Annotated in this window: 19 protein-coding genes and 1 other RNA gene; 12 read left to right on the top strand and 8 right to left on the bottom strand. The window is 45.1% G+C overall.

Annotated features, from left to right (window positions below):
* Positions 1 to 167: 167 nt before the first annotated feature.
* The 6 genes from msrA to AC59GT_RS08910 all read left to right on the top strand — a co-directional run bounded on the left by msrA (position 168) and on the right by AC59GT_RS08910 (position 6,874).
* Positions 168 to 824 (top strand): peptide-methionine (S)-S-oxide reductase MsrA, encoded by a 657-nt coding sequence (gene msrA, locus AC59GT_RS08885; RefSeq protein ID WP_497237306.1) that lies wholly within the window; start codon positions 168 to 170, stop codon positions 822 to 824.
* Positions 825 to 921: 97 nt separating this feature from the next.
* Positions 922 to 1,293: RNase P RNA component class A (rnpB, locus tag AC59GT_RS08890), an RNA gene on the top strand.
* Positions 1,294 to 1,809: 516 nt separating this feature from the next.
* On the top strand, positions 1,810 to 3,186 hold the full coding sequence (locus AC59GT_RS08895) for a sigma-54-dependent transcriptional regulator (protein WP_497237307.1): 1,377 nt from the start codon (positions 1,810 to 1,812) through the stop codon (positions 3,184 to 3,186).
* Positions 3,187 to 3,384: 198 nt separating this feature from the next.
* Entirely contained in the window at positions 3,385 to 4,032 is a 648-nt protein-coding gene (locus AC59GT_RS08900; RefSeq protein WP_497237308.1) for a hypothetical protein, read from the top strand.
* A gap of 69 nt (positions 4,033 to 4,101) precedes the next feature.
* Positions 4,102 to 4,635: a DinB family protein gene (locus tag AC59GT_RS08905; protein ID WP_497237309.1), complete on the top strand. Its 534-nt coding sequence runs from the start codon at positions 4,102 to 4,104 to the stop codon at positions 4,633 to 4,635.
* Between the two features lie 211 nt (positions 4,636 to 4,846).
* On the top strand, positions 4,847 to 6,874 hold the full coding sequence (locus AC59GT_RS08910) for a tetratricopeptide repeat protein (RefSeq protein WP_497237310.1): 2,028 nt from the start codon (positions 4,847 to 4,849) through the stop codon (positions 6,872 to 6,874).
* Positions 6,875 to 6,977: 103 nt separating this feature from the next.
* Here AC59GT_RS08910 and AC59GT_RS08915 read toward each other — a convergent pair whose 3' ends face one another.
* Positions 6,978 to 8,681 carry a GMC oxidoreductase gene (locus AC59GT_RS08915; protein WP_497237311.1) on the bottom strand — a complete coding sequence of 568 codons (1,704 nt, stop codon included), beginning with the start codon at positions 8,679 to 8,681 and terminating at the stop codon, positions 6,978 to 6,980.
* A 130-nt stretch (positions 8,682 to 8,811) separates the two neighbouring features.
* Between AC59GT_RS08915 and AC59GT_RS08920 the strand changes: the two genes are divergently transcribed.
* The gene (locus AC59GT_RS08920) at positions 8,812 to 9,636 is read left to right on the top strand and encodes an MOSC domain-containing protein (protein WP_497237312.1); all 825 of its coding nucleotides are present in this window, start codon (positions 8,812 to 8,814) and stop codon (positions 9,634 to 9,636) included.
* Between the two features lie 68 nt (positions 9,637 to 9,704).
* On the opposite strand, the gene AC59GT_RS08925 is transcribed toward AC59GT_RS08920, so the two are convergent.
* From AC59GT_RS08925 to AC59GT_RS08945, 5 genes are all read right to left on the bottom strand, one after another.
* On the bottom strand, positions 9,705 to 9,878 hold the full coding sequence (locus AC59GT_RS08925) for a hypothetical protein (protein WP_497237313.1): 174 nt from the start codon (positions 9,876 to 9,878) through the stop codon (positions 9,705 to 9,707).
* The gene (locus AC59GT_RS08930) at positions 9,875 to 10,189 is read right to left on the bottom strand and encodes an SRPBCC family protein (protein ID WP_497237314.1); all 315 of its coding nucleotides are present in this window, start codon (positions 10,187 to 10,189) and stop codon (positions 9,875 to 9,877) included. Before AC59GT_RS08930 ends, AC59GT_RS08925 begins: the two co-directional genes overlap by 4 nt.
* A gap of 161 nt (positions 10,190 to 10,350) precedes the next feature.
* Positions 10,351 to 11,277 (bottom strand): TIGR01777 family oxidoreductase, encoded by a 927-nt coding sequence (locus AC59GT_RS08935; protein ID WP_497237315.1) that lies wholly within the window; start codon positions 11,275 to 11,277, stop codon positions 10,351 to 10,353.
* 6 nt (positions 11,278 to 11,283) lie between these two features.
* Positions 11,284 to 12,096 (bottom strand): DCC1-like thiol-disulfide oxidoreductase family protein, encoded by an 813-nt coding sequence (locus AC59GT_RS08940; protein ID WP_497237316.1) that lies wholly within the window; start codon positions 12,094 to 12,096, stop codon positions 11,284 to 11,286.
* Positions 12,080 to 12,478 carry a hypothetical protein gene (locus tag AC59GT_RS08945; protein ID WP_497237317.1) on the bottom strand — a complete coding sequence of 133 codons (399 nt, stop codon included), beginning with the start codon at positions 12,476 to 12,478 and terminating at the stop codon, positions 12,080 to 12,082. Before AC59GT_RS08945 ends, AC59GT_RS08940 begins: the two co-directional genes overlap by 17 nt.
* Before the next feature lie 195 nt (positions 12,479 to 12,673).
* Between AC59GT_RS08945 and AC59GT_RS08950 the strand changes: the two genes are divergently transcribed.
* The gene (locus tag AC59GT_RS08950) at positions 12,674 to 13,564 is read left to right on the top strand and encodes a diacylglycerol/lipid kinase family protein (protein ID WP_497237318.1); all 891 of its coding nucleotides are present in this window, start codon (positions 12,674 to 12,676) and stop codon (positions 13,562 to 13,564) included.
* Positions 13,565 to 14,113: a dual specificity protein phosphatase family protein gene (locus AC59GT_RS08955; protein WP_497237319.1), complete on the top strand. Its 549-nt coding sequence runs from the start codon at positions 13,565 to 13,567 to the stop codon at positions 14,111 to 14,113.
* Positions 14,114 to 14,116: 3 nt separating this feature from the next.
* On the opposite strand, the gene AC59GT_RS08960 is transcribed toward AC59GT_RS08955, so the two are convergent.
* Entirely contained in the window at positions 14,117 to 15,214 is a 1,098-nt protein-coding gene (locus tag AC59GT_RS08960; protein ID WP_497237320.1) for an L-dopachrome tautomerase-related protein, read from the bottom strand.
* A 189-nt stretch (positions 15,215 to 15,403) separates the two neighbouring features.
* Here AC59GT_RS08960 and AC59GT_RS08965 point away from each other — a divergent pair, with 189 nt between their 5' ends.
* The 3 genes from AC59GT_RS08965 (at position 15,404) to msrB (ending at position 21,653) form a co-directional block, all read left to right on the top strand.
* The gene (locus AC59GT_RS08965) at positions 15,404 to 17,734 is read left to right on the top strand and encodes a penicillin-binding protein 1A (protein ID WP_497237321.1); all 2,331 of its coding nucleotides are present in this window, start codon (positions 15,404 to 15,406) and stop codon (positions 17,732 to 17,734) included.
* A 61-nt stretch (positions 17,735 to 17,795) separates the two neighbouring features.
* Positions 17,796 to 20,987, top strand: coding sequence for a TolB family protein (locus AC59GT_RS08970; RefSeq protein ID WP_497237322.1), 3,192 nt, complete (start codon positions 17,796 to 17,798; stop codon positions 20,985 to 20,987).
* A gap of 177 nt (positions 20,988 to 21,164) precedes the next feature.
* Positions 21,165 to 21,653, top strand: a complete 489-nt coding sequence (msrB, locus tag AC59GT_RS08975) for a peptide-methionine (R)-S-oxide reductase MsrB (RefSeq protein WP_497237323.1) — start codon at positions 21,165 to 21,167, stop codon at positions 21,651 to 21,653.
* Here msrB and AC59GT_RS08980 read toward each other — a convergent pair.
* A complete protein-coding gene (locus tag AC59GT_RS08980; protein ID WP_117381466.1) occupies positions 21,643 to 22,008 on the bottom strand; it encodes a GIY-YIG nuclease family protein in 366 nt (121 codons plus the stop codon). The two genes, msrB and AC59GT_RS08980, sit on opposite strands and share 11 nt — an antisense overlap.
* Positions 22,009 to 22,077: the final 69 nt, after the last annotated feature.

Consider the following 22,077-nt stretch of genomic DNA (forward strand, 5'->3'; position numbering starts at 1 on the left):
GCTTATTAACGAAATTACACGGCTTTTTAATTTTACGCTGGGACACCCGAAAAATGTACAAGTTGGGACACCTGAAAACCCGTTGATACAATGCTACGTTTACGCTCAAATGACAACCACTTTGTAAGGTTTCGTCGTATCTTCATACAAATACTATAAAAAAGATCATGAAGAAAATAGCATTATATCTTGCATCTATTATCCTGTTTGTGGGTTGCGCAAACGGACAACCGAAGACTAACCAAAACGCAATGGCACCACTTCCAAAAGCTGGCGCTGGCGAGGCAGTAGCTACATTTGGCGGAGGTTGTTTCTGGAGCATGGCCGAGGCTATGAGTGAGTTAAAAGGTGTTAACAAAGTAGTTTCGGGTTACGCCGGGGGCAATACCGCTAACCCTACTTACGAAGATGTAAGCAGCCGCACAACCAACCACGCGGAAGTTGTCCAAATCTACTACAACCCTAAATTGATCAGCTATGCAACATTAGCCGAAGCATTCTTTTTTGCACACGATCCTACTACGTTAAACCGCCAGGGACCTGATGTAGGTACTGATTACCGTTCTATCGTGTTTTACCGCAACGCCGAGGAAAAAGCAACATTGGAGAACACCATTAAAAAGGTAAATGCTACAAAGCATTACAGCAACCCTATAGTTACACAAGTAGTACCTTTTAAAACATTTTATATTGCGGAGAACTATCATCAAGGCTACTACCGCATACATGGCGATAACCCCTACATCAGCAGTGTTTCTGAGCCCAAGGTTATGAAGTTTCGTAAGGCGATGAAGGCAGAGTTAAAGCCTGAGTTTCAGAAATAATTCATAGGATTTACAAGATTTTAGAAGATCGTTTGTAACCAACATCTTGTAAATTCTCAAATTCTGTAAATTCTGATACAGACATCGTACCTTTGTCATTGCAAAACGTTCTATCGCTGCCCCTAACAAGGCGGAGGAAAGTCCGGGCAACACAGAGCATCCTGCTTCCTAACGGGAAGGCGCCCACAGCGGGCGACAGCAAGTGCCACAGAGAATATACCGCCCCTCACGGGGTAAGGGTGAAAACGTGAGGTAAGAGCTCACGGCTTTGCCGGGCGACCGGTATCGCGGTAAACCTCAGGAGTTGAAAAACCAAATAGGTCCTGGAAGCGGAGCTGCTCGCTCCCTTAGCGAAAGCTACGCCAGGATGGGTAGGTTGCTTGAACCTGCCGGCAACGGCAGGGCCAGATAAATGATAGAAGCCCTTTTAATAAGGGAACAGAACCCGGCTTATAATTTTGCGGCTGAACGGCCCCCTTCTTGAAGGGGGCTTTTTTATTTAGCTTCCATTCGCCTAGCTGAGAGCAACGTTACTATTAATTTAGTCCCCTTTTTTCGATTCTCGCATAGAGGTCGACGATTCAGCAACGTTGAGGTGATTCGATGCTGAGCGCGCTATTGGTGAGTTAACTTGACCCCTGCCCCTCTCTGATAAGAAAATAGAGGTTTTAACTCCTTTTTCGTCTGCTGCTTTTTAACCCTCTTTGCGCGCAGCGGAGAGAGGGTCGACGAGCGAAGTAAGGTCGGGGTGAGTCGATGCTGAGCGTGCAATTGGTAAGTTGACTCACCCGTGCCCTCTCTGCTACGCAAAGAGGGTTTTTAACTCTTTTTTCGTCTGCTGCTTCACCTTTGCGCGTAGCGGAGAAAGAATCGAGAGCAAAGCACGTCGGATGAGTCGATTGTTCCTGAATAAAAGTGTTTAATATTCTATACATTTTTTATATTAGCACCAAAACATTACTACCTATTTCTAGTTTAACAGCTAATGGCAAAAATTTTAATAATTGATGACGAGCGGTCGATCCGTAGCACTCTCCGGGAAATTTTAGAATACGAGGATTATACAGTAGAAGATATCGATAACGGCGTAGACGGGTTGGAACTTATTCGTAAGAACGACTACGACCTGGTGTTGTGCGATATTAAGATGAACCGGATGGACGGTATGGAAGTACTTACTGAAGGACTTTCCATTAAGCCGGACCTTCCGTTTATCATGATATCCGGCCACGGCACTGTAGAAACTGCCGTTGAGGCCAGCAAAAAAGGCGCGTTCGATTTTATATCAAAACCGCCTGATCTGAACCGTTTGCTCATAACCGTACGTAATGCCCTTGACCGCGGTAGCCTGGTTGTTGAGGCTAAGGTTTTAAAACGTAAGGTATCCAAAGTTCGCCCTATTCTCGGCGAATCTCAGGCAATCATTAAAATTAAAGAAACTATAGAACGTGTAGGCCCTACTGACGCCCGCGTACTGGTTACCGGTGCCAATGGTAGCGGTAAGGAGCTGGTTGCACGCTGGCTGCACGAGAAAAGCAATCGCAGCAATGGACCTATAATAGAGGTAAACTGTGCCGCTATCCCTTCAGAACTTATTGAAAGTGAACTGTTTGGTCACGAAAAAGGCTCGTTTACATCAGCTATCAAGCAGCGTATCGGTAAATTCGAGTCTGCAAACGGTGGTACATTGTTTTTGGATGAGATTGGCGACATGAGCCAGTCTGCCCAGGCAAAAGTTCTGCGTGCATTACAGGAAAGCAAAATAACCCGTGTAGGTGGCGAAAAAGAGATAGATGTTGATGTACGCGTAGTAGCGGCAACCAATAAAGACCTGTTAAAGGAGATTGAAGCCGGTAACTTCCGTATGGACCTTTACCACCGTTTAAGTGTGATACTGATACATGTACCGCCATTGGTAGAACGGCGGGATGACATTGCATTGCTAACACAAGCTTTTTTGGAGGAGATATGCAACGAGTACGGCATGCCTACCAAGAAAATATCAGACGCTGCGCTGGAAGCCTTAAAGGCATTGCCATGGACAGGTAACATCCGCGAGCTGCGCAACATGGTAGAACGTTTAATTATATTAAGCGATAAAACGATTACTGATGGTGACGTAAAATCCTTTGCAAATCCATCCGCACCTGTTGCTGCCACAGCCGCTGCCCCTGCCCCGCAGACAGATTTCGATCAGTTTACCAACTTCCAGGAATATAAGGACTTTGCTGAGCGCGAGTACATCAAATTTAAACTGGAAAAGAACAACTGGAATGTATCTAAAACTGCCGATGATATTGATATTCAGCGCAGTCATCTTTACAGTAAAATAGAAAAATTCGGTTTGAAGCGGGGAGAATAATCTTTCTAATAATATATAGAAATAGGCCGCTGTGAACACTAACGGCGGCCTATTTGTATAAACTTGTTTATGCTAACGTTAAGTTTATATCTTTAATGTTGGCGAGGCGTTAACTACAACGCTTAACTCCAATTTAGTTGATTTTGATAGGTGTTAAATCATAAATCTGATTTATATTTAGGCAATTAATAACAACCTATGCTTATCAATTTCGGAACCGGCTTTTACGGCAAAATAGCCGATCACAAAGGCCATTGGATTGAATCCAAATTCTTTTACATCTTGTTTATCCCATTGTTTCCGGTTGGGTCTATGTTCGTCACAGGCTCTGAGTGGCGTAAGCGGCAAGGAATAGATATTTCCATGCAAACCAAAAGTGTAGTAGCAGTTTACGCTCGTCTGTTTTCCGGGCTCTTCGCGGCAGGCCTACTGTACCTGATCTTTGACCAACTAAATTACCTTCGTTTTGATGAACCGTTTACCTATTTGCTGCTCTTATTAACGGCGGGGATGATAGCTGCCTGGGTGTACTTTTTCTTTTATTTTGGAAAACCAAGCGAAGCAGATATCCTGATGAGGGAAAAAGTTCATAGTGTTAGCGGTGCTTATGCCTTACCGCACTGGCTTGATCACTCGACGCTTTGGAACCTTTTTGAAACCTATGAGAAACGTTACAGGGAGCGTTATCCTGAAGCAGACTGGAGGCAGGACTTGGACGACGCCAACCTTGATCCGGAGCGTAAAAGGATGCTTTATGGTATAGCTTTGTTCAATTGTATGGTTAATAACCTGCCCGAGAACGATGATCTTTTTGCCAAAGCAGATAATTTATATGAGATAACATAACAGCTATTTTTATAAATCCATCTAAGGAGCAGCAAATGCTTACCTTAGCAGCACTAAATTAAACCCATCATGAAAAAAACATTACTGTTAGTTGCCGTTATGGCCTTTACATGCGTATCAGCATTTGCGCAGTTAACAAAAGACCAGATAGTGACCGAGTGGACACGCGCTAAAAATTACACCAAAGCCTATTTGGACGCAATGCCTGTAGATGGTTACGCTTTTAAAGCTACACCAGAGGTACGCAGCTTTGCGGGCCAAATGTTGCACCTTGCCGATGCCAACTACTTTTTTGTAGGTGTAGCAAGTGGCAAAGAAAGCCCGCTGGGCAAAAATGTATCGTTAGAAAAAACGGTCGCCCAAACAAAAGAGGCCACCACTAAAGCGGTGCTGGATAGCTACGATTTTGCTATAGCCGCCATACGGGGAATGACCGAAGCTCAGTTTGCCGAAGTGGTTACGCTGCCAATGGGCAAAGATATGAAAGCCAGCAAAGGCCAGATGCTGGCAAAAGGTTTCGAGCATCAAACTCACCATCGCGGCCAAACTACACCTTACTTAAGGCTTAAAGGTGTTACTCCTCCCCCTGAAATGTTGTTTTAACTATGCATATAAATGAAAAACGGCGAAGGATATTATCCTTCGCCGTTTTTGTTTAATCAGCCCGTGCCAAGTACAATGTTCTTATTGCTCAACATTGTAACCATAGCTTTTAGTTGTATTAAACTATAGCTTAAAACAGCCCAAAATTGGGCATTTACTAAACCATATTTCTGTTTTTACGTATCTTAGGGACGTTTGGTAAACTAGTTTAATGAAGAAATTACTTTTTGTTCTGTTGCTTTTCCCGGCCATGTGCATGGCTCAATCTGCCAGCGATTACCTCACCAGCGGTAACACGAAGGCTAACATGAAAGACTATAAAGAAGCCATTGCAGATTTCAGCAAATCTATTCAGCTGAACCCTGCTGTGGCACGCGCGTACCTTTACCGCGCTAATGCCTACAGCAACCTTGCCGACTACACCAGCGCCGTTGCAGATTTTACAAAAGCCATTCAACTAGACCCACGGCTGCTTGACGCGTGGCATTATCGTGCAAACGCAAAAAGCAACCTGAAGGATTACCAGGGTTCTGTTGATGATTTTACTAAAGCTATATCGCTTAACCCACAGTTTGGAGAGCTTTATAAATACCGTGGCGTTGCAAAAGCAAACCTTAGAGACAATAAAGGTGCAATTGCTGATATGGACATTGCTGCGAAGCTGCTGCCGAACGATGCCGACCTGATATTTTACCGGGCCAACTCAAAGGGCAATATGGGCGATCACAAAGGTGCGATAGCTGATTACAATGAATCTATAAGATTAAAGCCTGAAAATGCCGAAGCATGGTTTTACCGTGGCAACGCTAAAGTAAATCTCCGCGATTATAAAGGTGCGATAGCAGATTACAAGAAAGTTATCGAACTTAATCCGCAAATGCCCCAGTTGTACCAATACCTCGCAAGTGCATCAAGCAATGCAGATGATAGCAAAGGTGCAATCGAGTTTTTTGACAAAGCTATAGAGCAAAGCCCTAAAAAAGCAGATTTATACCTTGGGCGGGGTATCGCAAAAAACAACGCCGGAGAGAAACAGGAAGCGCTTGATGATCTTTCAGCTGCTGTAAGGATGAACCCTAAGTTTGATGAGGCTTACCAGAACCGTGCGGACATCAGAATATCGATGAAGGATTTCAAAGAAGCACTTGCTGACGCGGATACCGCTATAAAAATCAATCCGAAAAATGCTTACGGGTATCTGTCCCGCGCTAAAGCCAAAATAGAACTGAATGACACCACCGGCGCACTTGCCGACTTTGCGACCACCATTAAAATGGAGCCAAAGGCATCCTACGCTTACGTAGGCAGCGGAGACATAAAAGCCTCACAGCGCGATTATGCGGGTGCTATCGCGTTGTATACAAAATCATTAGGTATAGACTCCCGTAATCCGGATGCACTGCTGCACCGGGCTAGGGCAAGGATGAAAAGCGGGGATGTTGAAGGTAGTCTTGCTGATTTTAAAGCCGCTATCGAGTCAACTCCGCAAAACAACGAATTATACATTGCTTACGGTAAAGCGCTGATTGCCAGCGGCAGATATGCTGAAGCCGTAAAACTTTTTGACAACGGCTTGCAGGTAAATGCCAAGAACATCAACTTTTATAGCTGGCGCGGTGTGGCAAAAAGCAAACTGGGAGATCTCACCGGCGCAATGGCAGACCACGACCTTGCTGTTAAGCTTTCACCATCATCTTCAGAGGCTTACGTTAATCGCGGCAACAGCCTGGTAGCGCTGCAAAAGTATGATGAAGCCCTTAAGGACATCAACAAAGGCATCTCTCTTAACGAAACCAATGATGAGGGTTACCTCGCCCGGGCAGAGCTAAAAATGGCTAAAAAGGAATACTTGGGCGCTCAGTATGATTACATTAACACGCTGTTACTCAATCAGAACAATACTAAAGCTTACGCCGGCAAAGCAGTCGCTGAAAGCGCTTTAGGCGACACCCTCGCTATGCGAAAAGACCTAAATACCGCCCTGAAACTTGAACCCAGGAGCGCCGAAGTCATCCTGGCACGCGGCGTAACAAACATGAACTTAAAACACTGGCCCTTAGCTATTAAAGACTTTTCTGCAGTTATTCTGATGGACTCAAAAAATGGCTTGGCCTATCTTAACCGTGGGGTAACCAAAGCACAATCAGGTGATAAAACCGGTGGCTGTGCGGACCTCAACAAGGCATCACAACTTGGTACGCCTGGTGCAAACGAGCAATTGGCTGCGTACTGCAGATAGCGCAGCGTCTAAATTCGTGTTTGAAATGCATGAGCAAAACCTTCAAAAACCACATTTTTTTAAGTGTGGTTTTTGCTTTTAAAAGGAGCCGTGCTAAGTATATTTAAATAGCACCTTTTTTTAGCTCATCAGCGGCAAAGTTAGCGGCACGGGCAGTTAGTGCCATGTAAGTTAGTGAGGGGTTCTGACAGGCAGACGAGGTCATGCAGGCACCATCAGTTACAAAAACATTTGGAGCATCCCACACCTGGTTATGTTTGTTCAGTACAGATGTTTTTGGGTCGAGCCCCATACGCGCGGTGCCCATCTCGTGGATGCCATCACCAACATTATGGCCGGTGTCATGCGTTTCTATATTCTTTACACCGGCTGCTTCCAGCATTGCCTTAGCTTCCTTAACAATATCTATCCGCATTTTGCGCTCATTGTCTTTTATTTCGGCATCCATAGCCAGCACAGGTAAGCCCCACTTGTCTTTGCGGTTCTTATCAAGAGTGATCTTATTCTCATGGTACGGCAGCAGTTCTCCAAAACCACCAATACCTATCTGCCATTCGCCCGGTTCGGCGAGGGCATCTTTATACTTGCCACCTACGCTGTACTCCGCAATCTCCCTTGACCACCCCTGCCTGCTCGCACCACCCTGATAACCAAAGCCACGCAGGTAATCGCGCTTATCGTCAAATAAATTGGCAAAACGTACTACGTATACGCCATTGGGCCGGCGTCCGTAATAATATTTATCTTCATAGCCGTCTACAGTGCCACTGGCACCCAGGTTATAATGGTGATCCATAATGTTATGGCCTAACTCCCCGCTGCTGCTGCCCAGCCCGTCCTGCCAAACATCAGTAGCGCTATTCATCAGTACCCAGGCGCTGTTAAGCGCAGAGGCGTTCAGGAAAACTACTTTAGCATAGTACTCATAAGTTTTATTGGTTTCTGCATCAAGCACCTCCACTCCTGTCGCCCGTTTGGTGTTCTTATCATAAATAACCCGAGTAACTATAGATTGCGGCCGTACAGTAAGGTTACCGGTAGCAAGCGCCGCCGGCAATGTAGATGATTGTGTACTAAAGTACCCGCCAAACGGGCAACCTTCCCAGCACCTGTTGCGATACTGGCAACTCGTACGGCCCGGTATCGGCGCTGTAACATGTGCTACCCTGCCGATAATCATGTGCCTGCCAAATTTCTTTTTAATGCTTGCCGCTACGTCCTTCTCTACGCAGTTCAGATCCATAGGCGGCAAAAAGTGGCCGTCAGGCAGTTGCGAAAGCCCTTCTAAAGACCCACTTATGCCGGCAAATTTTTCTACATGATCGTACCATATAGCCAGGTCTTTGTAGCGGATAGGCCAATCTATGGCCCAGCCATCCTTGGCATTAGCTTCAAAATCATGATCGCTCCAGCGGTAACTTTGCCTGCCCCAAAGGATAGACCTTCCACCCATCTGGTATGACCGCCACCAGTTGAAAGGCTTTATTTCGGTATATGGGGCGGCTTGTTCGTCCGTCCAGTAATCCATTATAGGTTCCACTGCTCCCCACCCACGGGATATTACAGGCCGTTGCTTACGCTGTTCCTGGGTTGGTACCCGTCGATGCGGGAAATCCCAGGGATTGTCCTGAGCTGTTTTGTAATCTTTAATGTGTTCGAAGTTTCGGCCGCGCTCCAGCATCAATGTTTTTAAACCGCGCTCGCTGAGTTCTTTGGCAGCCCAACCTCCGCTGATGCCCGAGCCTACAACAATAGCGTCGTACGTGTTACCGGCCTTAGCCCTAAGATTAAGATTTGGTGCAGTCATAAGTATAGGATTGGCTAGAAAAGATGTAATTGGTTAAACAATACTATCAATTAACAGCCAATAAAACAACCGTATTATTAACATTTATTATTGTTGATATTAAATCGATGCAAAAAATTATTTTTACTGCATGCTTAACGTTAGCGATCTATACATCTATCCCATTAAATCATTAGGTGGTGTTAAGGTAAACTCAGCCGTGCTCACCGACCGGGGCTTACAGCACGATCGCCGATGGATGCTGATTGACGAGAACAATCGCTTTCTGTCCCAACGCGAGAACATACAAATGGCCTTGCTAAAAGCCAGCCTGGTTGCTGAGGGAGTAAAGGTAACTTACACGCCGGATGAAGCTTCTATTGTCATTCCTTTCGAACCTGTAACACAGGCCACCATTGATGTAACCATCTGGGACGACACCTGCAAAGGGCAATTGGTGAGCGAAGAACTGGATAAATGGTTCAGCAATAAATTGGGCATAAACTGCAGATTGGTTCACATGCCGGATGATAGCTTGCGACAAACAGACCTGCGGTATACCAACGAAGGTACCGTTACGTCCTTTTCTGATGCCTATCCTATGCTTATTATCGGGCAGAGTTCGCTTGACGACTTAAACAAACGCTTAGACGAGCCGCTGCCCATGGATCGCTTCCGGCCCAATATTGTGTTTACAGGAGGTGAGCCTTACAGCGAAGATACCATGAAGCACATCCGCATAAACAACATCGACCTTTTTGGTGTGAAGCTTTGCGCCCGGTGTGTAATGACGACGGTAGACCAGACATCGGGCATTAAAGGCAAAGAACCCTTAAAAACTCTGGCCAAGTACCGGCTCAGAAACAATAAAATCTATTTCGGGCAAAACCTTGTATACCTGGGGGACGGAAAACTAAGCGTGGGTGATGAGCTACAGGTTATAGAGGAACATACGGAGGATCGGTTCTTTATCTAACAGATAACCTACTTGTAACTATTATTTTAAGGGACGCATTTTAATTACGTCCCGGTTTATAGATTTACTCATGCAATTGCCTTTTCGGCCTCTTCCATAAATTTTGCCTGCGTTTCGGCAGCATGTTTTATCACGTCATTTCGTTTCGTAAGCAGCTTACGCATGTATGGCTCCAGCAGGAATTTATCGACTATTTTACCCACCCAGCCGAAAGGTGATCTGAAAATGAATTCGTCGCTCATGACAGTTGCACTACCCTTTCGAAAGTATGCAGGTGACGCAACAACTTGAACGGGCCTTTTACTATTTCATCAATAAAGTACTCGGGCCACTTCATCTCACTAATTCTGATCGTCATCCTGAACTTTATTCCAAAATGCCTCGCTTCCCAGGTTACCTGATCATTTAGTTCCATGTGTCCGAATAGCTTGCCTGCTACGGCACGCTCTCCTGTATGCTGCATAGAATTCAGGTGAAGATCTATGCTCCGGGAAAGATCAAAGCAGATATCTGCAGGAGAATTTATGTTGGTGGTTAATTTGATAATAGACATTGTATTAGTTTTTAGTTTACTCACCCCCTGCCCCTCTCTCCCCTATTGCGGAAAGAGGGGGTGCTGTCAGCGGGTCGCTTGTTTTTATGTTCTTGTTCTAAACCCTCTTTCCGCAAAGCGGAGAGAGGGTCGGCCAGCGTAGCGTTGCCGGGGTGAGTCAGCTACACGCGCAGGCTTAACAGATCGTGAACAGCGTGTTCTGCCTTACTGTAGGTGAACACATAGCCACTTTGTAACAGCCTTGTCGGCGCTACCCACCGGCTTTTCAGCACCAGTTCTGTTTCTGAACCGATGATGAACATCCCTATTTCAAGCAGCCACTGCGGTGCCGGTAATCCAAATGGTATTCCGTAAGCTTTGCGGATAATCCGCATCAGGTCCTTGTTCTTTATTGCCTCCGGAGCAGCGCAGTTAATCACACCATCTAGTTCGGGATGATCAAATATGTGTGCTGTTACGCGTGCAGTATCGTGCTCATGTATCCATGATACATATTGTTCCCCGTCGCCCTGTTTGCCGCCAAGCCCAAATTTTGCAAGGTTAAACAACCGCGGAAACGCGCCATCGCCCCTGCCCAGTGCAATTGCATGCCGGAGCGCCACTTTGCGGGTGTTTGGCGTATTAGTATTAAAAAATGCCTTTTCCCATTGTTTACAAACTTCTATAGAAAACCCGGTGCCTATCTCGCCGGTTGCCTCATCCTGCGCATGGTCTTCGGCGTGGCGGTAAATGGTAGATGAAGCCAGGTTGATCCATACCTTGGGTGGATTAGCAAGTTTGCCAATCACCTTCCCTAACAATGTAGTTGGCACCACCCGTGAGCGGACGATCTCTGCTTTGTTCTTTTCGGTATACCTGCAGTTAACGTTTTTACCACACAGGTTAATCAGCATGTCGGCGCCCTCCAGTATAGCGGTCCAGTCACCTTCATTAACTGCGTCCCACACCATCGTCCTGACATTGCTGTCTGTTGACGCCGGTTTGCGGCTCAGCAAAATAACTTCGGTTGCCAAGGGCTTGTAATAGTGAGCAAGCACGGTACCCAGATAACCGTTACCTCCTGCGAGTACTATCTTATGGTATTTCATATCTGTTTAGTTTAAAATAATAGCCAGCAGCGCCAAACGATACACTACCCAACTAATAGTGAGCAGCCAGCCTAGCTGCATTAGTTTTGTACGGCGGATATGCTCTAAAAACATGAGCCCGGCCACTGCTAAAAAGCATAAGGTACATATAAGTGCAGATAAGCCCAGTAGTTTAGCTACGAGTATTACTGGCAGCAGCAATAACGCACCTGCGAAAGAGATGGTCATCATGTTACCCAGGTAGTCCCAGCGTTTGGCAGGCGCATACAGGCTGATAATTATACCCTGAAAGATGATCTGCCCGCCACAGACATAGTATTCCCGCAATGTGTCGCCAAGGGGTACTAAAGGGGTTAAGTAATGGGCGTATACCGTAAGTATACTGCCCACTATTAACCATGTAAACAACAAATAAAACAAACGGTACCCCAGTTTAAAGGCGGGCTGTATGCCATCCTGTGCATGGGTTGCAGGTATAATTACCCTGCGGTTGTAGGATATAAAGGCGTAAACCTTTTTCATGATCCAAATGAACGGAGCAAATGAAAACAGTGGTTTTAAAAATGGTACACTGTTGCCGATAACCTTAAACAAACTGTCTACCCCATAACTAACTTCACCGGTGCGGGTGTCAACCAAAGCTATCTCGTTCACTGCACGCTGCCGGTCAACCATGGGGCAAACCTCTGCAGGCATTTGCTGGTAACTGGCCCTGCCGTTGGCATCAAGCATACCGCTGCGGGTGAACGCTTTTGTGTAAGCCTGGCACATGGGGCACTCGGCATCGTAAAGAATGATGTGGTTATTTAAGGTTTTCATGGCTAATGGTTTGCATGCGTTGTGCCACTGTTAAAGTATGTTGAGCCCTGTTCCTCAGTTTAAAAAAGATAATAAGGTTAAGGAAGTGCATACCGCCAAGAATTAATATGATCCACCCTACTTTATAGCTCAGTACCTCTATCACCATTTGCGTATTAAGGATAATGTTGGTCTCCTTTAACGCCAGGCTCATGTAGCCGATGTTGACAAGATAAAAACCAACTACCAGGAGTTTGTTCACGCTGTCGGCGAGGTCGGTGTTGCCGTGGAAAATGTCGACCAGGAAGATACGCCCGTTCTTGAAAAGTACCTTGGCTACCCAAACAGTTAGCAAAATGCTGGCTAATAAATAAACAAAGTAGGTTAGGATGAAGTAATTCATGACGATTGAAGTTTAAGTGAGTAATTTAATTTTCAGTAAAAAATGAAAGAACAATTTAAAAATAAATGCATTGTGGTGAATGCATGTACAAATATAAAAATACTTTATTGAACTTTCAAAATTTATTGAAATTAAATTTACGTTATCTTATCCCCTATGTTACTTATGTGGAATGATATTTGAAACTGGGAGGATATGCAGCCTAAAAACATTCACTTTATTATCAATCCCGCTTCCGGTAAAGAAGAACCCATCCTTAGTTATATCAACAGTGCCATAAAGGACACCAAAATTGCCTGGCAAGTAACGGTTACCACCCGTGAGGACGATATTTATAATACAGCCAAAAAGCTGGTGGGTAAAACAGATATAGTAGTTGTTTACGGGGGCGATGGCAGTATAACTAAAGTTGCCAGGGCATTGCAGGGCACTCCTACCCCTATGGGCATTATTCCGGGTGGCACGGCAAATGTCATGTCTAAAGAACTGGGCATCCCCCAGGATGCTAAAGAGGCCATAGATATTATTGTAACAGGGAAATATAAAGTTGCAGAGATGGACATGGGCGAAGCCAACGGGGACTCGTTCCTGCTGCGAATTAATCTCGGCATCATGGCAGACATGATCATAAACGCCGATCCTGCTTTAAAAAGCAAGATAGGCCAGGTAGCATATGGTGTAACTGCGGCTAAAACTGCTGCTGCCGCCGAACCGGTAAGCTACAATATGACCGTAGACGGAAAAGAGATAATGGAAAAAGGCGTATCATTAACCGTGACAAACGCCGGTAATATGGGTTTTGGAGACACCAGCCTGGTTGAAGGCATTAGTATATTTGACGGATGGCTGGATGTTGTACTGCTCACCAGCGCCGATCCGCTCTCGTTATTGCAGGCTGCAGGTACAGCTTTCCTGAACATAGATACTGATGTAGTAAAACACTGGAGGGCGAAGGAAGTAATCATCCTGTTAAACAAACCTACCCCGTATATATGCGACGACTGCGAAGAAAAGGCAGAAAAGATTGAAATAAAGCTACTACCTAAAGCGCTGAAGGTGCTGGTACCATCTCAAAAGAACAAATAGATGCTGGAAAAAGTTAAGAGCACGTGGCTTATTGTCGTAATCTTTTTGGAAAAGATGATCGACATTATGCACCGGTATATATTCGGTTTGCCTAACCTTAAACGCAGCCAGATCACAGCCAATCTTTTTCTTGGTAGCCAGTATAATTTAGTTGGCTTGAAAAAGCTTAAAGCACTTGGGGTAACCGCTATAGTAAACATGCGTATCCATTCGGTTTATACTGAAGCACAGTATGAAGGTTTTAAATACCTGCACCTGCCTACAATAGATAATACCCCGCCTGAGCTGGATATGCTGATGAAAGGTGCAAGTTTTATAGAGAACGAAATAAAAGCAGGCGGCAAGGTGTATGTGCATTGCCGGCAAGGGCTTGGCCGTGGGCCTACTATGGCTATTGCATACCTTATAAAAGCCGGTGCTACTTACGAGGACGCTTTTAAATTGGTTAAGAGTGTACGCAGATTTATAAACCCCAGGCCCGGGCAGCGTAAACGCTTGAAAGAACTGGAGCGTGTATGCCGTTTAGCCGACAGCCAGGTTAAAGCATGATCATTACTGTGGCAGCTTAACCTTGTATACTCTAAATGGATAAGCCACCTTATCTTCTCCCCCGTTGTATTTGGGTAACCGGTTCATTTGCGACGCGCTAAAGTACAGGTAACCATCATTGCCAATACCAAATGAATCCGGCCAAATATTACGGTCATCCTGTACCAGCATATGCAGCTTTTTATCCGGGGAAAGATATTGAATAGCATGATTTGGTGAATCGCTCAAGTAAATATTCCCTAACTGATCGCTTATCATACCGTGGCAAATGCCCGTTTCCGCAACCAGCTCAACTTTTCCGGACAGAACTGCATCTGATAATTTTGTGTTAGCCAGCAGGTCTGTTGTTATTCTGTAAAGTTTGGTTTGATTGATGGCGCGAAAATAAAAGTATTTGTAGTCGCGGCTGAGCGCTATACCGTTTACATTAGATACGAACGCGTTTCCCTTTTCGTCAACCACATCTTTGCCATCCAGATGCAGCTTAAAGCCAGGCTCCGCCAGGGTTGCTTTATCGTCCTGCAGCACTACCCGGCTCTTACCTGTATTCAGGTCCAACACAATTATAGCGTGCAAACCGGGGTCAGATAAGTAAGCCAGCTCACGGCTATTGTCTACACAGACGTCGTTGAGTGCACTTTTATCTTTAGGCAGATCATCAAAGGTGTAAATGCGCTTCACAGCATTGTCATCAAGGCTTATCTTCATCAGCTTAAATTGCCCTTGCTTTGATTTTGAATTCCCTATTACAGCAGCACCGCCGGCCGGTGCAGAATCAAGCACCCATAAACAGTTACGGTCATCAGCATACAAATCCTGTACATTAACGAAGTGAGCGTCCGGATTATCAGGTACATAATGGTTCCATGAGGTGTCGGGATAAGGCACTCGTTTGCCGTCAATGATCTCTGTAAGCCCGTACAAAAAAGGCTCGCGGTGCGGAAAGGAGACAAACAGGCGGTTGCTTGATGGCGCAACCGTTACACCGATTGGCTGATTCTGGCCGAAAGATGCCACTTCTATCAGCTTTTCGCTTTTTTGTGCAAAGGCAGGTAGCGAAAACAAACTTATCATCAAAATAACTGGGGCGATGTGTTTCATTTAGATACTTAATGCCGTTTAACTACAAATAGTTTCTCATTTTTTAGCCCTGATTATACTACACGTTAAATGATGGCGAAAAATAATTTAAACTGCACCCTGCTCCTTAAAATTTACTTGTTAAAATTGCGTTGTTTATTTTTATCGGTGCAGTTATGATTTAGCGGCATAAATTTCCATATTTACCCAATGTTCAGCAGTATAAGAAACCGGTTCCTCAGATATCTGATCATCTTTATATATTTTGTTATTATCTTTTTCTGTGCCATTGAGTTAAACTTTTTATGGCTCTTCGGCTACTCGCCGGACATGAACGATATAAAAACGCCTGTGCTCTCCCTCTCATCAGAGGTTTACACGGCTGATGGCAAACTAATCGGCCGCTTTTATAAAGAAAACCGTTCCCCTGTAGATTATAAAGGCATATCCCCTAACCTGATAAATGCGCTTGTAGCAACAGAAGACGCCCGCTTTTACAAGCATCACGGGGTAGACTTCTATGGCTTTATGACGGGCATGCTCTCTACCGCCAAAGGCGATAGGCGCGGTGCAAGTACCATCACCCAACAATTAGCCAAAAACCTTTTTAATACGCGTAAGCGTAAATCTCAGGGTGTAATAAGGCATGTACCCATACTGCGTACTGTAGTGTTCAAGTTTAAAGAGTGGCTTACCGCATTTAAAATAGAACACGTTTACAGCAAGGAGCAGATCCTCACCATGTACTTTAACACCGTTCCGTTTGGCAACAATTCATACGGTATTAAAACGGCAACTTTAAAGTACTTTAACACCACTCCTAACAAGGTTACACCAGCGCAGTCCGCAACACTGGTGGGCATGCTAAAGGCCACATCTACCTACAACCCGGTTACTCATCCTGATCGCGCTTTAGACCGCCGCAACATTGTGCTGGGACAAATGTTAAAATACAACTTTCTAAAAAAACCCGAGTACGACAATTATAGCAAGCAGCCCCTGGCGCTCGATCTTAGCTATGTGGACAACAGCGGACAAGGCGATTCTTACATACGCCGTGCAGTTGAAAAATGGCTTGACAAATGGTGCAAGGACAACAACTATGACCTGTACGAAGACGGCCTGAAGATTTATACTACTATCGACAGCAAACTACAGCAATATGCTGAAGAGGCTGTTGCTGATAAGATGAAAATGCTGCAACGCCGCTTCAATAACCTTTGGGGCAATAAAAACCCCTGGCGCGACAGCAAAGGCGTTGAGATAAAAGACTTCCTGCTGAAAGCAGAGCAACGCTTACCTATATATAAGCTGCTGACCAAAAAGTACAAAGGCGATACCGTAGAGATCAACAAGTACTTTAATGCCAAAAAGCGCATGACCGTGTTCACCTGGAAGGGTGATCAGGATACCACCTTCTCCAGCGCAGATTCGATTAAGTATTACACCAAGATCCTGAATACCGGTATGATGACAATGGAACCATCTACAGGTAAAATAAAGGTATGGGTTGGCGGTATCGATCATCAATACTTTAATTACGACCACGTAAACCAGGCAAAGCGCCAGGCGGGCTCTACTTTCAAGCCGTTCGCCTATGTTACTGCTTTGGATAATGGCTTTACCCCTTGCGACAAGTTTACTGATAAGCCGGTGAGCATCAAATTTAAAGACGAGGGAAAAGATGATATATGGGAGCCCAACAATGCTGACTTTCACTTCTCGTACCGAGAAATGACACTGCGCTGGGCTATGGGAAAATCAGTAAACTCTATTACAGCACAGCTTACCGAGCGTGTTGGTTGGGACAAAATTGTTCAATATGCACATAAACTGGGTATCGAAAGTCCGCTAAAATCTGTACCATCAGTGTCATTAGGATCTAATGATGTTTCGGTGTACGAGATGGTGAGAGCCTATAGCACATTTTTGAATAAGGGAAAAAAGGTTGACCCCTTACTGGTAACCAAAATTACTGACCAGCGCGGCGAACTGATCCAACAGTTTGACTTGAAAGAAGAACAAGTGCTGAGCCCTGAAACGGCATGGCTGATGCTTTATATGTTCCGCGGCGGTATGGAAGAACCTGGCGGTACATCACAGGCGCTTTGGGAATACCCTGGTTTATGGAAGAAGGATAACCAGATAGGCGGCAAAACCGGCACCTCAAGCGATTACGTTGATGGATGGTATATGGGTATAACAAAAGACCTGGTCACAGGTATATGGGTTGGCGCTGATGACCGCAGTGTACACTTCACCACCTCGGAAACAGGCGAAGGATCGCATACGGCGCTGCCAATCTTTGGCGAGTTTATGGAAAAGGTTTACGCAGATGCAAAAACCGGCTATAGCTATGGGCCGTTTCCTAAACCCTGGGTGAAGATCACCAAGGAGTACATGTGCCCTACGCCGCATTACGCTGAGGCGGATACCGCATCGACCGACAGCACTCAAATGCCTGTGGACACATCGACCGTTATACAGGCCCCGGCAACCGAAGAAGCCCCTGAGAACAATCCGCCGCCAGGTAACAAATAACTAGAATAAGGATGCTTATACAAGCATCCTTTAATTATATTAGTACGTATTGTAATAGCTTATGAATAAACGCTACTCCCTCAGTATTAAACTTCCTGTTATTTTACTTTGTATGGTTACGGCATTGCTGTTTAACCATCAGCAAGCCAAAGCACAATATTTCGGGCAAAATAAGGTCCGCTACAAAAACCTCAAGTTCAAGGTTTATAAAACGCCTCACTTCGAGATTTACTATTACATTAAAAACGACAGCTTACTTAAGCGCTTTGCCCAGGAAAGCGAGCTTTGGTACACGTTACACCAACAAGTTTTCAGGGACACCTTTAACAAGCCAAACCCTATAATTGTATACGCCAATCACCCCGATTTTCAGCAAACTACAGCTATAGATGGCGAGATAGGCGTTGGTACGGGCGGTGTTACGGAAGGCCTTAAGAACAGGGTTGTGATGCCATTTATGGAGACTAACCAAACCACCCGCCACGTGCTTGGTCACGAGTTGGTACATGCTTTCCAATACCACACTTTACTTGGTCACGATTCATCCAGTTTTGAAAATATCGGCAACTTGCCTTTATGGATGATTGAAGGTATGGCAGAGTATCTGTCCATAGGTAAAAAGGACGCGTATACCGCAATGTGGATGCGGGACGCTTACCTCAACCACGACATCCCGACTGTAGAAGCACTAACCAACAGCAGTAAATATTTCCCATATAGGTATGGAGAAGCGTTTTGGTCGTTTCTAGGTTCCACTTACGGCGATACTATTATAGTTCCATTCTTTAAGAACACGGCTCGTTTTGGGTTGGAATATGGCATAAGGCGAACTTTTGGGTATGATCATAAAACGCTCTCGCGTCTGTGGAAAAACTCCATTGAGAACACCTACAAACCTTACCTTAAAGATACCGTACAAAAACCTGTAGGTTTAAGGGTAATAGATGACAAGGTAGGCGGCGACCTGACCGTAGCGCCCGCTGTAAGCCCCGATGGCAAGTACATTGCCTTTCTGTCGTCCAAAAGCTTGTTCAGTATCGACCTTTATCTGTCTGATGCACGAACGGGGCGGATAATAACAAGGCTGACCAGTAAAACGGCAAATTCGCATGTTGATGAGTTTAACTTTATAGAATCGGCTGGTGCATGGTCACCGGACGGGAAACGGTTTGCATTCAGCGTATTCAGTAAAGGACGTAACCGCATGCTCGTGGTATCTGTGCCGGATGGGCGAATCCTGAATGATATATCCATGGGCAAGGCTGAGCAGTTTAGCAACCTCACCTGGTCTCCGGACGGCAAAAATATTGCTTTCCAGGGCTTATCAGAAGGGCAAAGCGATCTGTACATGTATAATTTCGATACGAAGTCTGTAAGACAACTTACCAATGATAAATTTTCTGATTATCAGCCAAGCTTCTCCAGGGATGGCAGAAAGATCATCTTCAGCAGCGATCGTACAACTTATGATAAAGTACTATCGCAGGAGATTACCTTTAATTTGGCAGAACTTGACCTCGCAAGCGGTAAGGTAACAGACATTAACGTTTTCAACCACGCCAATAACCTCAACCCTATTTACTCTGCCGATGGTACGCAGGTATTTTTCCTGAGCAACCGCGATGGCTTCCGCAATATGTACCGCTACACTTTGTCAACCGGAAAGCTAGAGCAGATGACAGATTTGTTCACCGGCATTTGCGGTATTACCGAGTATTCTCCCGCGCTAAGCGTATCTGCCAATGACGATGTGGTGTATTCTTACTACCGTGCACAAAAATACAGCATCTATAACGCAAAAGCGTCGGAGTTTAAACCTGTGGTGGTTGATCCAGGAGCAACCAATTTCGAAGTAGCAATGCTGCCGCCAACACGTGCTGTGGGTGTAGATTTGATAAATTCTAATCTGAATAATTACCTGGCGTATCCTAAGATCTCTACAGATTCTATCACTAGCATTGCTTATAAGCCTAAGTTCAAAATGGATTATCTGGCAAGTAATGGTATCGGAGCTTCAGTAGGTTCTTATGGTACAGGGTTGTCAAGCGGTGTACAGGGCGTTTTCAGCGATATACTTGGCCGCAACCAAATTTATGCGGGTGCGGCGGTGAACGGCGAGGTATATGACTTTGGCGGACAAGTAGTTTACATCAATCAGCAAGGCCGCTGGAACTTTGGCGTTGGCGCCTCTCATATACCTTATCAATCCGGCACCTACGGCGTAAGCCAAACCACTAGGCAGTACAACGGTCAAACCGTTAATGTGCTGGACCAGCACACCGATATTATTAGGACGTTTGAAGACGCTTTCCAATTATTTACCTCCTACCCTATATCCCGTTCTACACGTGTGGAACTTGGTACAGGCGCCTCGCGTTATAGCTACCGGGTAGACAGGTACAGTACCTACTACCCTTATGATTCTACAGGAGTTGTATATAACGCCATAGACTTCGAAAAACATAAGATCTCGCGCGAACAATTCAGGGGCGAAACCGGCTATGACCTTGTTCCTTTTACAACCTACCAGGTAAGCACGGCTCTGGTTGGCGATAACTCAGACTTTGGTATAGCTGCGCCGCTAAATGGTTACCGCTACCGTATAGAAGCTCAATACAATCTGGGTACATACAAGTTTTTTGCACCTACTATAGATCTGCGTAAATATGTGCGTGTACAACCCGTAACCTTTGCCGCAAGGTTATATGGTTATGGTCGTTTGGGTGATGAGGCGAGAGGACTTTATCCCCTGTTTGTTGGTTACCCGTTCCTGATACGAGGTTACGAAGCGCAAAGCTTTTACAACTCAGAACGTGTTGGAACTAACAACTTTACTATCGATCAACTCTCAGGAAGCCGTATTGCAGTAGCAAACTTTGAGATGAGGTTACCGTTTACAGGTCCGGAGAAGCTTTCTGTTATAAAATCTAAATTCTTATTCTCTGACCTTAATATATTTTTTGATGCAGGTTTGGCTTGGAACAAAGGTGATAAGGTACAATTTAAAACCAACCCGGAGTTGCTAAGGGTTGCTCCAGTGGTTGACCAAAACGGAGCGCCTGTAATAGATCCCGCAACGGGCAACCAGGCGGTAAGTGCAGTATACAGCCGTGTTCCTGCATTAAGTGCAGGTATATCACTAAGGGTAAACTTCTTCGGGTATTTTGTACTGGAGCCATACTACGCATTTCCGTTCAATCGTACCGATGTTAAAAAACCGGTATTCGGTTTAACCTTCGCGCCGGGCTGGTAACCTCTTTATGTAAGTAAATTGGAGATCGGCTAACGCTGATCCTTTTTTATTTTAAAGATTCTAACGCAGTGTAAGGAATTGTACGATTAAACGACCAATTCATGACAATCGGATCGACATCGAATTCGTAACTTAATAACATCGGACACCAGCGTCCATCATCAATCAGGAAAATAAATGAAAAAGTTAATTTTAGCCGTACTCATGGTAAGCATTTTTGGGCTTATCAGCTGTGAGAATACAAACGGACAAGCAAAAAAACAACAGGCCAACAGGCCAAAAAGTAAACCTGCTGCAGAGTGGAAAAAAACGCTAACGCCAAACCAGTACAATATAATGGTGGAGAGCGGCACAGAGCCACCTTATAAAAACGCTTATTACAACAACCACGAAAAAGGTGTTTACGTAAGCGCTGCTACCGGCGAAGTTTTGTTTACATCTGACGATAAGTTTGACAGCGGAACAGGCTGGCCAAGCTTTGTAAAGCCGGTTGACCCAAGTAAAGTAGAAATAGTACGCGATAACAGCTATGGCCTGTCCCGCGATGAAGTAATTGAGAAAAGCACAGGTTTGCACCTTGGACATGTGTTTGACGACGGCCCCGCCAACCGCGGCGGCAAACGTTACTGCATGAACTCCGGCGCATTAAAGTTTATTAAAAAGTAACCAGCCTGCGCGAAGGTTGAATAGAAGGCCGTCCGTAAAAAGCGGATGGCCTTGTTTTTACCCCGCTTTCGTAGTTTAAACCTATTGTAAGATCCACCCAGTCGGTATTAACCGCCCTTATCATTTTCTCTTTTTGCGGCCTGGTATAAGTGCTCACTTGTTTAAAGCGCTCCATGGCCTGCTCCTCGGTATTAATCTCTTCAAAATAAACCAATCGGTTTAGTTGCTGCGCGCTATCAAAAAATAACGTCGGCATTTCGCTGTAGAACTTAATGGTTTTCAGCAGGTCTGTGCACATTCCTACGTGTAAGTTCTTACGGTTCCTGTCGGTGATGATATAAACAAACCTCTTCATTTGATAAAAAATTTTGCCGGTTTAAAAAATAATTACTAATTTTATGAGCATAAAAATACTAACTATTTT

It is taken from the genome of Mucilaginibacter sp. 320_HR (genome assembly GCF_059691875.1).

Coding starts and splice junctions, on each gene's coding strand:
- msrB (WP_497237323.1), top strand. CDS start 21,165: ATGAAAAAGTTAATTTTAGCCGTACTCATGGTAAGCATTTTTGGGCTT.
- AC59GT_RS08895 (WP_497237307.1), top strand. CDS start 1,810: ATGGCAAAAATTTTAATAATTGATGACGAGCGGTCGATCCGTAGCACT.
- AC59GT_RS08950 (WP_497237318.1), top strand. CDS start 12,674: ATGCAGCCTAAAAACATTCACTTTATTATCAATCCCGCTTCCGGTAAA.
- AC59GT_RS08945 (WP_497237317.1), bottom strand. CDS start 12,478: ATGAATTACTTCATCCTAACCTACTTTGTTTATTTATTAGCCAGCATT.
- AC59GT_RS08970 (WP_497237322.1), top strand. CDS start 17,796: ATGAATAAACGCTACTCCCTCAGTATTAAACTTCCTGTTATTTTACTT.
- AC59GT_RS08980 (WP_117381466.1), bottom strand. CDS start 22,008: ATGAAGAGGTTTGTTTATATCATCACCGACAGGAACCGTAAGAACTTA.
- AC59GT_RS08955 (WP_497237319.1), top strand. CDS start 13,565: ATGCTGGAAAAAGTTAAGAGCACGTGGCTTATTGTCGTAATCTTTTTG.
- AC59GT_RS08910 (WP_497237310.1), top strand. CDS start 4,847: ATGAAGAAATTACTTTTTGTTCTGTTGCTTTTCCCGGCCATGTGCATG.
- AC59GT_RS08925 (WP_497237313.1), bottom strand. CDS start 9,878: ATGAGCGACGAATTCATTTTCAGATCACCTTTCGGCTGGGTGGGTAAA.
- AC59GT_RS08960 (WP_497237320.1), bottom strand. CDS start 15,214: ATGAAACACATCGCCCCAGTTATTTTGATGATAAGTTTGTTTTCGCTA.
- AC59GT_RS08920 (WP_497237312.1), top strand. CDS start 8,812: ATGCTTAACGTTAGCGATCTATACATCTATCCCATTAAATCATTAGGT.
- AC59GT_RS08905 (WP_497237309.1), top strand. CDS start 4,102: ATGAAAAAAACATTACTGTTAGTTGCCGTTATGGCCTTTACATGCGTA.
- AC59GT_RS08965 (WP_497237321.1), top strand. CDS start 15,404: ATGTTCAGCAGTATAAGAAACCGGTTCCTCAGATATCTGATCATCTTT.
- msrA (WP_497237306.1), top strand. CDS start 168: ATGAAGAAAATAGCATTATATCTTGCATCTATTATCCTGTTTGTGGGT.
- AC59GT_RS08930 (WP_497237314.1), bottom strand. CDS start 10,189: ATGTCTATTATCAAATTAACCACCAACATAAATTCTCCTGCAGATATC.
- AC59GT_RS08935 (WP_497237315.1), bottom strand. CDS start 11,277: ATGAAATACCATAAGATAGTACTCGCAGGAGGTAACGGTTATCTGGGT.
- AC59GT_RS08900 (WP_497237308.1), top strand. CDS start 3,385: ATGCTTATCAATTTCGGAACCGGCTTTTACGGCAAAATAGCCGATCAC.
- AC59GT_RS08940 (WP_497237316.1), bottom strand. CDS start 12,096: ATGAAAACCTTAAATAACCACATCATTCTTTACGATGCCGAGTGCCCC.
- AC59GT_RS08915 (WP_497237311.1), bottom strand. CDS start 8,681: ATGACTGCACCAAATCTTAATCTTAGGGCTAAGGCCGGTAACACGTAC.